This is a genomic window from Thauera aromatica, from assembly GCF_023093595.1.
Taxonomy (GTDB): Bacteria; Pseudomonadota; Gammaproteobacteria; order Burkholderiales; family Rhodocyclaceae; genus Thauera; species Thauera aromatica_A.
Genome location: NZ_JALLIK010000110.1, coordinates 253,890 through 266,997, shown reverse-complemented (window position 1 = coordinate 266,997; position 13,108 = coordinate 253,890). Strand labels below are relative to the sequence as shown.

At 65.8% G+C, this 13,108-nt stretch carries 12 protein-coding genes and 1 tRNA gene; 11 read left to right on the top strand and 2 right to left on the bottom strand.

The window, feature by feature from the left end:
* Positions 1-63: 63 nt before the first annotated feature.
* Both ahpF and MXC99_RS16740 read left to right on the top strand, forming a co-directional pair.
* Positions 64-1,632, top strand: a complete 1,569-nt coding sequence (gene ahpF / locus MXC99_RS16745) for an alkyl hydroperoxide reductase subunit F (protein WP_247726544.1) — start codon at positions 64-66, stop codon at positions 1,630-1,632.
* A 229-nt stretch (positions 1,633-1,861) separates the two neighbouring features.
* Positions 1,862-3,739 (top strand): ABC transporter ATP-binding protein, encoded by a 1,878-nt coding sequence (locus MXC99_RS16740; RefSeq protein ID WP_247726543.1) that lies wholly within the window; start codon positions 1,862-1,864, stop codon positions 3,737-3,739.
* Positions 3,740-3,768: 29 nt separating this feature from the next.
* Here the strand turns inward: MXC99_RS16740 and MXC99_RS16735 are convergent, their stop codons facing one another.
* Positions 3,769-4,386 carry a hypothetical protein gene (locus tag MXC99_RS16735; RefSeq protein WP_247726542.1) on the bottom strand — a complete coding sequence of 206 codons (618 nt, stop codon included), beginning with the start codon at positions 4,384-4,386 and terminating at the stop codon, positions 3,769-3,771.
* A 157-nt stretch (positions 4,387-4,543) separates the two neighbouring features.
* Between MXC99_RS16735 and MXC99_RS16730 the strand changes: the two genes are divergently transcribed.
* The 8 genes from MXC99_RS16730 to MXC99_RS16700 all read left to right on the top strand — a co-directional run bounded on the left by MXC99_RS16730 (position 4,544) and on the right by MXC99_RS16700 (position 12,258).
* The gene (locus MXC99_RS16730) at positions 4,544-5,149 is read left to right on the top strand and encodes a DUF938 domain-containing protein (RefSeq protein ID WP_247726541.1); all 606 of its coding nucleotides are present in this window, start codon (positions 4,544-4,546) and stop codon (positions 5,147-5,149) included.
* Between the two features lie 48 nt (positions 5,150-5,197).
* On the top strand, positions 5,198-6,259 hold the full coding sequence (locus tag MXC99_RS16725; RefSeq protein ID WP_247726540.1) for an MBL fold metallo-hydrolase: 1,062 nt from the start codon (positions 5,198-5,200) through the stop codon (positions 6,257-6,259).
* 12 nt (positions 6,260-6,271) lie between these two features.
* A complete protein-coding gene (locus MXC99_RS17080) occupies positions 6,272-6,388 on the top strand; it encodes an AbrB/MazE/SpoVT family DNA-binding domain-containing protein (protein ID WP_432654263.1) in 117 nt (38 codons plus the stop codon).
* Between the two features lie 150 nt (positions 6,389-6,538).
* The gene (locus tag MXC99_RS16720; RefSeq protein WP_247726539.1) at positions 6,539-6,817 is read left to right on the top strand and encodes a DUF4258 domain-containing protein; all 279 of its coding nucleotides are present in this window, start codon (positions 6,539-6,541) and stop codon (positions 6,815-6,817) included.
* Entirely contained in the window at positions 6,814-7,044 is a 231-nt protein-coding gene (locus MXC99_RS16715; protein ID WP_247726538.1) for a type II toxin-antitoxin system MqsA family antitoxin, read from the top strand. The genes MXC99_RS16720 and MXC99_RS16715 overlap by 4 nt, the downstream gene beginning before the upstream one ends.
* A complete protein-coding gene (locus tag MXC99_RS16710; RefSeq protein ID WP_247726537.1) occupies positions 7,044-7,250 on the top strand; it encodes a DUF2442 domain-containing protein in 207 nt (68 codons plus the stop codon). The genes MXC99_RS16715 and MXC99_RS16710 overlap by 1 nt, the downstream gene beginning before the upstream one ends.
* 57 nt (positions 7,251-7,307) lie before the next feature.
* Entirely contained in the window at positions 7,308-7,655 is a 348-nt protein-coding gene (locus tag MXC99_RS17075) for an integrase core domain-containing protein (RefSeq protein WP_432654262.1), read from the top strand.
* Positions 7,656-8,397: 742 nt separating this feature from the next.
* The gene (locus MXC99_RS16700; RefSeq protein WP_247726536.1) at positions 8,398-12,258 is read left to right on the top strand and encodes a DUF3427 domain-containing protein; all 3,861 of its coding nucleotides are present in this window, start codon (positions 8,398-8,400) and stop codon (positions 12,256-12,258) included.
* A gap of 241 nt (positions 12,259-12,499) precedes the next feature.
* Here MXC99_RS16700 and MXC99_RS16695 read toward each other — a convergent pair.
* Positions 12,500-12,576, bottom strand: a tRNA-Met gene (locus MXC99_RS16695).
* Positions 12,577-12,803: 227 nt separating this feature from the next.
* Between MXC99_RS16695 and MXC99_RS16690 the strand changes: the two genes are divergently transcribed.
* A complete protein-coding gene (locus tag MXC99_RS16690) occupies positions 12,804-13,106 on the top strand; it encodes a hypothetical protein (protein ID WP_247726535.1) in 303 nt (100 codons plus the stop codon).
* Positions 13,107-13,108: the final 2 nt, after the last annotated feature.

Genomic DNA, 13,108 nt, shown 5'->3' with positions numbered 1-13,108 from the left:
GTCGGGGCGCGCCTGTTGCTCCCCGAAGCCGTACTCCCGCTTGACCTCACGGACGACCTCACCATGCTCGACGCCAACATCAAGACCCAACTCAAAGCCTACCTGGACAAGGTCACGCAGCCGATCGAGATCGCCGCGTCGCTGGACGAGGGCGACAAGTCGCGTGAAATGCGGGCCCTGCTCGGCGAACTCGCCGAGCTCAGCGACAAGATCACCGTCGTCGAGTCGGGCGCGCCCGGCGCTCAGGCGGGCGAGCGCAAGCCTTCGTTTGCGCTTGCCCGCCCGGGCGAGCCGGGGCGCGTGCGCTTTGCCGGGCTGCCGATGGGGCACGAGTTCAGCTCGCTGATCCTGGCCCTGCTGCAGGTCGGCGGCTACCCGCCCAAGGCCGCGCCCGAGCTGATCGAGCAGATCCGCGCCCTCGACGGCGAGTACGTGTTCGAGACCTACATCTCGCTGTCCTGCCACAACTGCCCGGAGGTGGTGCAGGCGCTGAACCTGATGGCGGTGCTCAACCCCAACATCCGCCACACCATGATCGACGGCGCGCTGTTCCAGGACGAAGTCGAGGCGCGCAAGATCATGGCGGTGCCGACGATCTTCCTCAACGGCCAGCATTTCGGCCAGGGGCGCATGGAGCTGGGCGAGATCCTGGCCAAGGTCGACACCGGCGCCGCGGCGCGCGATGCCGGGAAGCTGTCGGCCAAGGACGTCTTCGACGTGCTCGTCGTCGGCGGCGGCCCGGCCGGCGCGGCCGCCGCGATCTACGCTGCGCGCAAGGGCATCCGCACCGGCGTCGTCGCCGAGCGCTTCGGCGGCCAGGTGATGGATACGATGGCGATCGAGAACTTCATCTCGGTGAAGTACACCGAGGGCCCGAAGCTGGTCGCCAGCCTCGAGGAGCACGTCCGCGAATACGACGTCGATGTCATGAACCTGCAGCGCGTCGCGCAGCTGGTACCGGGCGCGGGCGTGCATGAAGTGAAGCTCGACAACGGCGCGGTACTGCAGGCGAAGTCCGTTATCGTCGCCACCGGCGCGCGCTGGCGCGAGATGAACGTGCCCGGCGAGCGGGAGTTCCGCGGCAAGGGCGTGGCCTACTGCCCGCACTGCGACGGCCCGCTGTTCAAGGGCAAGCGCGTGGCGGTGATCGGCGGCGGCAACTCCGGCGTCGAGGCCGCGATCGACCTCGCCGGCGTGGTCGCCCACGTCACCCTGCTCGAGTTCGCCGACGAGCTGCGCGCCGACGCCGTGCTGCAGAAGAAGCTCCACAGCCTGCCCAACGTGACGGTGATCAAGAGCGCGCAGACCACCGAGGTCACCGGCAGCGACAAGGTGGACGGTCTGGTATACAAGGACCGCGCCAGTGGCGAAGTGCGCCGTATCGCGCTCGAAGGCATCTTCGTCCAGATCGGCCTGCTGCCCAATACCGATTTCGCCAAGGGCACGCTCGAGCTCACCCGCTTCGGCGAGATCATCGTCGATGCCAAGGGCCAGACTTCGGTGCCGGGCATCTTCGCCGCCGGCGACTGCACCACGGTGCCATACAAGCAGATCATCATCGCCATGGGCGAAGGGGCGAAGGCTTCGCTGTCGGCTTTCGATCACCTGATCCGGGCCAGCGCACCGGCCTGAGCGCCCCTTGCGTTCGCGCACGCGCCCCGCTTCGAGCGGGGCTTTTTGCGTGTTGCGGGCACCCGCGGCACACTGCGCCTGTCTGAGCCCTGGTTTGGGCTGCAGCGCGCCCCTCGATCCGCTTTACGCGCGGGCGGCAGGTGCCGCCGATGCGGCCACCGAGATTGCAGCGCGCGCGCCGACGCGGATGGCGCGGGGGCGGCCCGGAGCCCGTCAAGGAGACTTTCACGTGCTTTTCAGCTGGTTCGAGCGTCACGTCGACCCCTATCCCGATGCCGTTCCCGGCGCCACGCCGCGCGGTTTCTTCGCCTTTTTGTGGGCGGGCACCGAAGGCCTGCGCCCGTTCATTCTCGGCATGATGCTGCTGACCGCCACCATCGGCGCGTTCGAGGCCCTGCTGTTCGCGATGCTCGGCCGCGTCGTCGACTGGCTGGCGACGGTGGAGCCGGCGCGGCTATGGACGGACGAGGGCACCACCCTGCTGCTGCTCGCCGCCATCATCGTCGGCAGCATCGCCCTGGTGGCGGTGCAGACGATGCTCAAGCACCAGACCCTGGCGGGCAACTTCCCGATGCGCCTGCGCTGGAACTACCACCGCCTGATGCTCGGCCAGAGCATGAGCTTTTACCAGGACGAGTTCGCCGGCCGGGTGTCGGCGAAGGTCATGCAGACCGCGCTCGCGGTGCGCGACACCTGCCTGATCATGACCGACATCCTGGTCTTCGTGACCATCTACTTCGCCACCCTGACCCTGGTGGTGGCGAGCTTCGATGCCTGGATGCTGCTGCCCTTCCTCTGCTGGCTGGCGCTCTACCTCGCGACCCTGCGCTGGTTCGTGCCGCGCCTGTCGAAAGTGTCGCGCACCCAGGCCGACGCCCGCGCGCTGATGACCGGGCGCATCACCGATGCCTATACCAACATCGCCACGGTGAAGCTGTTCTCCCACGCCGGGCGTGAAGCCGGCTACGCGCGCGGGGCGATGAAGGAATTCATGCACACCGTGCACGCGCAGATGCGCCTGGTGAGCAGCATTGAGATCGTCAACCACAGCCTGTCGATGGGGCTGATCCTCGCCACCAGCGGGGTGGCGCTGTGGCTCTGGGCGCAGGGCGCGATCGGGGTCGGCGCGGTGGCCGCGGCGACGGCGATGGCGCTGCGCCTGAACGGCATGTCGCACTGGGTGATGTGGGAGGCGGCGCAGCTGTTCGAGAACGTCGGCACGGTGCAGGACGGGATCAACACCTTGTCCCGCCCGCATGCGGTGGTCGACCGCCCGGAGGCGAAGCCGCTGGTGGTGAGCCGCGGCGAAGTCCGCTTCGAGCACCTCGTGTTCGCCTACGGCGCCACCGGGCCGCAGGCGCGGCGGGTGATCGACGATTTCTCGCTGGTCATCCGCCCGGGCGAGAAGATCGGCGTCGTCGGCCGCTCGGGGGCGGGCAAGTCGACGCTGGTGAACCTGCTGCTGCGCTTCTACGACCTCGAATCGGGCCGCATCCTGATCGACGGCCAGGACATCGCCGCGGTCACCCAGAACAGCCTGCGCGCGCAGATCGGCATGGTCACCCAGGACACCTCGCTGCTGCACCGCTCGGTGCGCGACAACATCCTCTACGGCCGCCCCGATGCCACCGACGCCGACATGATCGCCGCCGCCCGTCGCGCCGAGGCGCACGAGTTCATCCTCGGCCTCACCGACCCCAAGGGGCGGCGCGGCTACGACGCCCATGTCGGCGAGCGCGGGGTCAAGCTCTCCGGCGGCCAGCGCCAGCGCATCGCGATCGCCCGGGTGATGCTCAAGGATGCGCCGATCCTGCTGCTGGACGAGGCCACCAGCGCGCTCGACTCCGAAGTCGAGGCCGCGATCCAGCAAAGCCTGTACCGGCTGATGGAAGGCAAGACCGTGGTCGCGATCGCCCACCGCCTGTCGACGATCGCGGCGATGGACCGCCTGGTGGTGATGGACAAAGGCCGTATCGTCGAGGAAGGCGACCATCGCAGCCTGCTCGCCCACGGTGGGCTCTACGCCCGGCTGTGGGCACACCAGAGCGGCGGCTTTCTCGGCGCCGAACCCGAGGACGCGGACGAGGATGCGGCGATGCCGGTGTGATCGCCGGCGTCCCCCGCGCGCGCCACGGCTCAGGCCGGGCGCAGGTGGAACACTTCGGGGTCGTCCCAGTGCTCGAGCAGGATGCGCGCCACGCGCTGCTGCCACAGTTCGCCGAAGCGGCGCGCTTCGCCGGCGTCGGCCTGACCGTGGACGCAGCGCTGCAGCAGCAGTGGCATCTGCGGGTCGGGGGCCACTTTCGACAGCTCGGCGCCGGCATCGAGCGCGGTGCCGCTGTCGACGCGCACGAAGCGCATCGTCAGCGGGCGCTCCAGCCCGAACGCCTGCAGGTTGCGGCGCACGAAGCGCCCGCCGATGCCCTTGAAGCCGCCGTCCTGCGCCGCCCCGGTGAGCAGCCCGGCGACCGCGGCGACGACGCCGGTGACGCCGTCGTCGATGCGATCGGCGAACTCCACCCGCACCCCGCCGCGCACCGGCAGCCCGTCCGGGTACAACCGGGTGAGCGCGTGATGGGTGAGGGCGTAGGCCGAGGCCACGGTCGGGCAGGAGTGGCCGGCGAGCTTCACCGCGTCGGCGTAGCCGTATTCGAGCAGGCCGCCTTCGGCGGCACCGAGGAACTCGGCCAGCGGGTCGCGCACGCGCAGGCGCGGCACTTCGGCGTAGAAGGCGGGAAAGCGTGGATCGGTCATGGTCGCTCCGGGGCGTGTCGGTGAGGGTGAAGCGCGGATTGTCGGCGCTGCGCCTGCGCCCGGCCTTGATGTGCCTCAGGGCCGGCGGAATGGGGAATAATGAGCCCGATGGCGCCGTCCTTCAGCGCCTTCCTTCAACCACCCTGCCGGCCAGGCCATGGATACCGATCCGCGCCAGTTCGCCCCCGCCACCGCCCGCAACCGCGACTTCATCCTGCCGATCCTGCAGCGCGTGCTGCCGGCGACGGGGCGGGTGCTGGAGATCGGCAGCGGCAGCGGAGAACATGCGGTGCATTTCGCCCGCCATCTGCCCTTCCTCCACTGGCAGCCGAGCGATGCCGACCCGGCCGCGCTCGGCTCGATCGCGGCCTGGGTCCGGCATGCCGCTCTGCCCAATCTGGCGCAGCCGCTGCACCTCGATCTGGGGGCAGCGGCGTGGCCGGTGGCGCAGGCCGATGCGGTGGTGGCGATCAATGTGCTGCACTATTCGCCCTGGTCGTCCACCGCGGCCTTGTTCCGCGGCGCGGCGAACGTGCTGCAGGCCGCCGGAGTGGTCTACTGTTACGGTCCGTACCGGCGTGGCGGTGCCCACACCGCGCCCAGCAACGCCGCTTTCGATGCGTGGCTGCGCGGCATCGATCCGCGCTTCGCGGTACGCGACCTGGAAGCGGTCGAGGCACAGGCGCTGGCTTGCGGTTTCCGCCTCGACGAAGTGATCGACATGCCGGCAAACAATTTCAGCCTGGTGTTCCGGCGCGGCTGAACGGATGGTGCCGGGGCACAGGCCCATCCGCTACGAAGGGAGCATCCAATGGACGAATCGGATACGCGGCGCGCGGCACGGGCGGGTGGCGAGGCGCCGGCGGCGGGCAGCCCGGCCGGCGCCGGGCGGGTCGATATCGGCGTGTGCCGTTCGCTGCGCATCACCTGCATTTCCGAAACCGGGTGGCACGACACCGGTGCGTTGCTGGGCGACATGAAGGCGGCTGGCGGAATGCAGGCGAACCAGTGGGAGACCGCCTGGCAGCCGGGCAACGGCGCCGGCAGTGCGAGCCTGATCGAGATCGAGGCGGTGGACGGGCGCGGGTACCGGATCCTGCTCGACACCGGCTGGGACCCGGACTACATGGCGGAGCGCTTTGCCGCGACCGGCGTCGATGCGCTGCTGCGCCGGGGTGAAATCGACCTGTTACTGATTTCGCACGAGCACTTCGATCATTTCTGGGGGCTGGAGGCAGTGCTGCGGCTGCGGCCGGACATCGCCATCGCGCTGCCGGCGAGCCTGCGCGACGAAGGGCGGGCCTTCCTGCGCGGGGGGGCGTTCGCTCCCGCCGGCGCGCGCAACGGCATTGCCCACACCGGCCGGCTGCTCTGGCACGGCGCGGACGAAGTGCATCGGCTGGCCGACGGCGTCGCTGCGGTCGCCTTCGACCTGCCGATCGCGCTCGGCGTGCGCGGCGAGCAGTCGCTGTACGTCAATGTCGTCGGCAAGGGCATCGTCTGCATCACCGGCTGCTGTCATCAGGGGGTCGAGCGTTTCGTGCAGTTCGCGCGCGACCGCCTGGCCGGTGGCGAGCGCCTCCACGGCCTGTATGGCGGCCTGCACCTCGCCCCGTTCGGGCCGCTCGACGACGCGGCGCAGGCGGCGATCCGGAACCTGGCCGAGTACGGTTTCGAGCGGATCGCCTGCAACCACTGCACCGGAGCGGCCGCGGTGGAAAAGATGATCGAACTCGGCTACCCGGTGGTGTGCGGCAGCGGCGGTTCCGGCTCGGCAGGCGGACGCTACGTCGGCAACGGCGACCAGCTCCGCTTCGGCTGCGGGATCGACGATGAGCCGGCACACGGAACCGAGCCCGCGTCCGATTTCTGAAAGGAAGTTCTGATGTCGCTCGCCACGCTCACCAGCAAAGGACAGGTGACCATCCCCATCGATGTGCGCGAAGCGCTCGACCTGCGGTGCCAGGACAAGGTGAACTTTGAATCGCCCCGGGTTTCCTAGACACCCTTTTGCCTCACAATGAGGCGTTACGGAGGTGTTGATGGAAACGAAGAAGGCGCAGCAGCGCTTCACCGAAGAGTTCAAGATCGAAGCGGGCGGCCTGAAGGATGCGGCGGACGTGGTGACGCTGCCGACCAAACGGAGCGCAGCATGAGGCTGATCTACCGACAGCACGCGGTGAAGCGCATGTTCGAGCGCGGCATATCGACCGCTGACGTGGCAGCGGCGCTGGCCGATGGGTGGGTGATCGAGGAATATCCAACCGACACCCCCTATCCAAGCCGCTTGTGGTTGGGCTACTCGGACGGCAGGCCGCTGCACATCGTGTTTGCTGACAACCAGGACGACGGCGAGCGCATCATCATCACCGTCTATCGACCCGACCCCGCGCTGTGGGCGGACGACTTTGCAACGAGGAGAGCATCATGAAATGCCCGATCTGCAAACACGGCGAGACTAAGCCGGGCCTGACGACGGTAACGCTCGAACGCGACGGCATGGCCGTGGTGTTCCGGGCCGTGCCGGGTGACGTGTGCGACAACTGCGGCGAAACCTTCCACGACGAAGCCGTGACCGCTGCACTGCTGCGCCAGGCCGAGCAAGCCGCGGCGGCGGGCGTGGAGGTCGACATTCGACGCTTCGCGATGGCCGCGTGATGATCCTGTACGCCGCTGGAGTGAAGCCGCTGCCGGGCTGCAGGCTGTTTCGGCGCTTCAACAACGGTGCGGCGGGCGAAGTCGACCTGTCTGCCGAACTGGAAGGCGAAGTGTTCGGGGCGCTGCGTGATCCGGCGCTGTTCGCCACGGCGCACTGCGGGCCTGCATCCGGTCATGCGGACGGTGGCCTGGGCGAACGGCGCTGATCTGGCACCTGAATTCCTGCTCGATCTGATGCGGGCGCAGCGCGGCGAGCGTGCGGCATGAAATACCCGATCTGCAAACACGGTGAAACCAAGCCGGGGCAAACCGCTCGTCAAGCGCGCGACAGCGGTGCCGACGCCCGCGCCCGCTGCCAGACCTTCTTCGCCTGGTACAACACCGAGCACCGGCACTCGGGTATCGGCTACATGACCCCGAGCAGCGTCCATTACGACCACGCGCAGGCTGCACGGGCGCTCCGGCAGAACACCCTGGATGCCGCCTTCTTGGCAAACCCGAAGCGATTCAAGGGGCGCTGCCCTGCACCACCGGTGCTGCCGACCGCAGTCTGGATCAATCCACCCGCAAAGGAGAAACCGACGACTCGAACACCCCGGCTTCCACAGTAAATTCATGAAGCACGGTGACGCAAAGTCATTGACACGTTCCGGGGTCTTGATGTCTGCAGCATCGAAGCAGGCTTCGAGTGCGACGTAGCGCTCCAGATGCTTGGTGATGTGCTCGGTCACCTGTTCGAGCTTGCGCTTGGGCATGGGTGCAATTTTGCGAAATTCCAGCAGGGCCAGCGGGCTGTGGCTTCTTGAGGGGGGCGGGGGGCGCTCCTCTCATGTTGTGCCGAACGGTGGTGCGAAGCTCTACTTCGTTCATGATTCGCTCCTTTCCCCGTGATTCTGTCGATCGCACTGCACAGCGTGGTGGCTGCACCCGGAAACCCCACCTGATCAAAAAGATCATGATCTATACCGCTGTGGATGTCGCCGCTAGAATCCAACGTCATCATGAGAGCCGCGAGAATCCGTTGGGAACAGACGTGCAGGAGCCGGGAGGAGCGCAAAAGGAGCGCCTCGTCCACTTAGATTTCAGACTCTTCTTCCTTGGCGAGGTGTCCCGCGCGGACATCTCGGGAAGATTCGACGTCGCCCCTGCCGTGGCCACGAGGGATCTCGCACGCTATCGGGCTCTCGCACCCGGCAACATCCGCTTCGATGGAAGCCCGGAGACCTGCCGCCGCGCTGCGCATGGGTTCCGCCAGCGTTGCTGTCCGCCTTATCAGCAATCTGAGGCTCTCTAACATGCACAAGCATCACAACCGCTTACCCTGCCCGGCTCCCCGCTGAGGCGAGCCCGCCCATGTCCTCCTCCATCTGCTACTACGACAAGAACGCAGCCCACTTTGCCGAGGACACGCTGAGCGTGGACATGTCGGAGCTGCGCGGCCGTTTCCTCGCGCACGTCCCAATGGGCGGGCTGATCCTCGATGCTGGCTGCGGAGTGGGGCGTGACAGTAAAGCCTTTCTGGAAGCGGGTTTTCGGGTGCGTGCTTTTGATGCGTCTGCCGAACTTGTCCGCCTTGCGCAGATGCACATCGGACAACCGGTAGCGGTGCGCCGCTTCGAGGACGTCACCGAACGCAGCCACTACGATGGGATATGGGCGTGCGCTAGTCTGCTGCATGTTGTTGACGCCGACCTGCCACATACGCTGGCACGCTTGTGGGCGGGCCTCAAGCCGGGCGGTGTGTTCTATCTCAGCTTCAAGCACGGCGAAGGTGAACGCCACGACGGCGAGCGCCACTTCACTGACGCGACCGAGGAACGACTCGGTGAATGGAGCGCTGGTCTGCCGGAAGTGGAGTCAGTTGAATGTTGGATCACGCGGGATCAACGACCCGAGCGCAACGAGAAATGGCTCAATGGGCTGCTGCGGCGCAAAACGATACCCACCGGCCGGCTCTTCACCGGTGATCCGCAACATCCGCTGCTGTCTCAGCTCTGCCGCTCCATCGCGCGCGCGGACGAGATCGACCTCGCGGTGTCCTTCGTGCAGCCGAGCGGCCTGCGCCTGCTGCTGCCTGACCTGCACGACGCTCTTGCCCGCCAGGCAGCGGAATCGAGATTGCCGGCGCGCGTCCGCATCCTCACCAGCGACTACCTCGATATCACCGACCCGAAGGCATTGCGACTGCTGGTTTTGTTGCAGGGGCAAGGCGCCCAAGTGCGAATATTCGAGGCACGCGGGTGCAGCTTCCACCTCAAGACCTATCTCTTCACTCACTTCGCGGAGCAGAGCGAGTTGCACGGAACCGTCTTCGTCGGTTCCAGCAACATCAGTCGTTCTGCGCTGACCGATGGGCTGGAGTGGAACTACCGCGTCGACTACCCCGGCGATGACGGTTTTCTTGAGGCACGGGCCCGCTTCGAAGAGATCTTCCACGACTTACGCGCGTTCGAGCTCACTGACGCCTGGATCGACCGCTATGAAATGCGCCGCTTGCCGCCGCGTCCCGCCGAGCTGAGTGTCGACGATAACGAAAAATCGCCCACCCCGACGCCGATTCAGAGCGAAGCCCTCGCAGCGCTCACCCACACCCGCCGCGAGGGTTACCGGCGTGGCCTCGTCGTGCTTGCCACGGGCCTCGGAAAGACCTGGCTCGCTGCCTTTGACGCTGAGCAGATGGGGGCCCGCCGAGTACTCTTCGTCGCCCATCGCGAGGAGATCCTCAACCAGGCCGCTGATACCTTTGTGCGCATCCGCCCCCGCGCGCACGTTGGCTTTTACATGGGGCAGACCCGCGACACCCAGGTCGACGTGCTGTGCGCTTCGGTGCAGACGCTCGGCCGTAATGCTCATCTTGAGCGCTTCGCGCCGCAGCACTTCGACTACATCGTCGTCGACGAATTTCACCACGCTGCAGCGCCCACCTATCGGCGGTTGCTAGCCCATTTCGCGCCGCAATTCCTGCTTGGGCTTACTGCTACACCGGATCGCACCGATCAGTCGGATATTCTGTCCCTATGCGACGACAACCTCGTCTTCGACCGCAACCTGTTTGCGGGTATAGAAGCCGGGCTGCTTGCGCCCTTTCATTACTACGGAATCTGGGACGAGTCGGTCAATTACAAGGAGATCCCCTGGCGCAACGGTCGCTTCGACCCGGACAGGCTGTCGAACAAACTGGCAACCCTCGCCCGAGCCCGTCATGCCATCGAGGAATGGCGTAAGCGTGCCCAGCAGCGAACCCTTGCCTTCTGCGTGTCGATCCGCCACGCGGAGTTCATGGCGACGCAGTTCCGCCTGCAAGGCATCGAAGCTGCCGCCGTCTACGCCGGCTCCGAACTCGCACGCGGTGAAGCGCTGGAGCAACTCGCCGACGGTCGGCTTGCGGTGATTTTCTCGGTCGATCTTTTCAACGAAGGTGTTGATCTACCCGCGATCGACACCGTCCTGATGCTGCGGCCCACTGAATCGAAAATTCTCTTCCTGCAACAACTCGGCCGTGGCCTGCGCCGGGCTGAAGGCAAGGAGCGCCTGGTGGTGCTCGACTTCATAGGAAACCACCACAGCTTCCTGCATAAGCCGCAGGCGCTCGGACAGATCGGTAGCGCGTACAAGCAGTTGGCCGAGTTCGCGCGGAAGATTGAAGCTCGCCGGCTCGAGTTGCCAACGGGCTGCTACATCAATTTTGAACTGGAGTTGATTGACTTCCTCAAGTCGCTCGATGGGGATGGCATCGCCCGCGACTACGAGGCCCTGCGTGAGGGGTTGGGGCGTCGCCCGACGCTGGCGGAGTTTTATCGCAGCGGCGCTAACCTTGGGCGAATGCGGAAGGAATACGCGAGTTGGTTCGGGTTCGTGCAAACAATGGCGGATCTCGACGAGGCAGAATCCGCCCTCCTCGATACCCACCAAGGCATGCTGCGCGAACTCGAAACCACCTCGATGACCAAAAGCTTCAAGATGGTCCTGCTCGAAGCCTTCCAGGAACTCGACGGCTGGCGTATTGCGCCTGCCCTCGCGCAACTGGCCGAACGCTCATGGCAGATCATGCAACGCCGCCGGCCGCTGCTCGCGGACCTTCCCGACCCCCTTGAAGACACCCAAGACGGAACGAGTGTCGGCTGGCAACGCTACTGGCGCGACAATCCGGTGAATGCCTGGATCGGCGGCAACCAATCTGCGGGGAAAAGTAACCTGTTCCGCACTCGAAACGATCACTTCGAGCCCTCTTTCCAGGTCGCGCCCGAACAGCGGGAAACGCTGACGGAAATGATGCAGGAGCTCATCGACTATCGCCTTGCTGCCTATGAAGCGCGGCGCGCGTCTACGACCATCCCCGACAACGTGATCCCCTTCCGGCGTGAACGTCCGGAAGGGGACGAGCTTCCCTATTTTCCCAATCTGCGCATCGCTTGCGGCCACTTCCGCACCGCAAGCGCCGACGCTGAAGAGCATCGCCACATAGGTCCCGGCTACGGCCGCCTCGACCCTACCCGCCACTTTATTGCCCGCGCGTCGGGCAATTCGATGAACGGCGGCAAGCACCCGATCCGCGACGGCGACTATCTGCTCCTCGAACTCGTCAGTCCGGCCAGCGCCGGCTCGATTACCGGCAGCATCATGGCGATCGAGCGTCAGGGTCGAGCAGGGGACGATCAATATCTTCTGCGCGTCGTCACCAAACACCGTGATGGCAGCTACGTCCTCGTTGCTAATAATCCGGATTACGAAGACATCCACGTCACGCCCGAAATGGCCGACGAGCTACGCACACTCGCGCGCCTGAAGGCAGTCATTGATCCGCTTGAGCTTGCTGTGGGCGAATCCTTCATGCGCGAGGACATTCCAGCGTTGTTCGGCGAGATCTTCAACCCCGGAAACTGGAACAGCGGGCATGTTGTGCTACCCGAGCGGAACGCTCACGTGCTCCTCGTTACCCTCAACAAGCAGGGCAAGTCGGAAGATCACCGCTACCTGGATCGGTGGGTCGACGAGCACACGTTCCAATGGTCGAGCCAGAACTCGACGACACCGGAGAGCAAGCGCGGCCGGGAGGTTATCGAGCACGAGAAAATGGGCATCACGCTATATCTTTTCGTGCGGGAAACGAAGTTGTCAGGCGGAAAGGCAGCGCCATTCATGTATTGCGGAAGGGTTCGGTACAAGGCGCACAGCGGGAGCGCGCCGATGAGCGTTTTGCTTGAAGTGGGATAAGTCGGCCACAGCGGAGCTGGCTTCCAGCGTGTTGGTCCTGCTCAAATGCCGGGTTGAGCAGGTTTGCCGCAAGGTGGGCTCCGGGATGGGTGTTAGAGGATAGGATGGATGGGGCGATGAGCGGTCTCAGCTGCCGGAATCGTGGGAAGCATCCCCGCCCGAAACCCGGCGATGGCTCCGACCCGCGGATCAAAAGCAAAAAGGCCGACGCAGGGTCGGCCTTTTTGCTGCTTGATTTGGTTGGTGGTGATGGGCGGAATCGAACCGCCGACCTATGGGTTATGAATCCATCGCTCTAACCGTCTGAGCTACATCACCAACCGAGCGCGCGAATATAGCGGGTCCGCGCTGTCCGCGTCAATAGCCTCGATGCAGTGCGTCGCCCTTGCATGGTCTGGCGGGCGTGCCGGCCGCCTTTCGCGGAAGGCTTGATTTATAAGGCTTTTGCATTGACACGGGAGGGGTGATCGGGGATCATTCGACGCCTGTTCCTCACGGTTCCGGATCTTTCCGGTCTGTCTTTGCGCGCGCTTCCGCTCTCCGTCTTGCTGGTTTCCGCCTTCGGCCTGCTGCCGAGCCTGGTGTCTGCGGCCCTGCCGCGGATGATTCCGGACGAGGCGGCGAAGGTGAAGATGCGCTTTTCGCCCGCGGGGCTGGTCCAGATCGGGGACCGGGCGCTGCGGCTGAGCCCGGGGGCGCAGATCCGCGACACCGGCAATCGCATCGTGTTGCCTGCATACGTCCGCGGCGAGCACACGGTGCGCGTGCTGCTCGACAACAATGGCCAGGTGCATCGGGTGTGGATCCTGACCCCGCAAGAGGCCGCCACGCCGCTGCCGGGGCGCTGATC

Excerpts from the sequence above, each read along its gene's own strand:
- ahpF (WP_247726544.1), top strand. The coding sequence starts at position 64 with ATGCTCGACGCCAACATCAAGACCCAACTCAAAGCCTACCTGGACAAG.
- MXC99_RS16735 (WP_247726542.1), bottom strand. The coding sequence starts at position 4,386 with ATGACCGATCCACGCTTTCCCGCCTTCTACGCCGAAGTGCCGCGCCTG.
- MXC99_RS16730 (WP_247726541.1), top strand. The coding sequence starts at position 4,544 with ATGGATACCGATCCGCGCCAGTTCGCCCCCGCCACCGCCCGCAACCGC.
- MXC99_RS16725 (WP_247726540.1), top strand. The coding sequence starts at position 5,198 with ATGGACGAATCGGATACGCGGCGCGCGGCACGGGCGGGTGGCGAGGCG.
- MXC99_RS17080 (WP_432654263.1), top strand. The coding sequence starts at position 6,272 with ATGTCGCTCGCCACGCTCACCAGCAAAGGACAGGTGACCATCCCCATC.
- MXC99_RS16720 (WP_247726539.1), top strand. The coding sequence starts at position 6,539 with ATGAGGCTGATCTACCGACAGCACGCGGTGAAGCGCATGTTCGAGCGC.
- MXC99_RS16715 (WP_247726538.1), top strand. The coding sequence starts at position 6,814 with ATGAAATGCCCGATCTGCAAACACGGCGAGACTAAGCCGGGCCTGACG.
- MXC99_RS16710 (WP_247726537.1), top strand. The coding sequence starts at position 7,044 with ATGATCCTGTACGCCGCTGGAGTGAAGCCGCTGCCGGGCTGCAGGCTG.
- MXC99_RS17075 (WP_432654262.1), top strand. The coding sequence starts at position 7,308 with ATGAAATACCCGATCTGCAAACACGGTGAAACCAAGCCGGGGCAAACC.
- MXC99_RS16700 (WP_247726536.1), top strand. The coding sequence starts at position 8,398 with ATGTCCTCCTCCATCTGCTACTACGACAAGAACGCAGCCCACTTTGCC.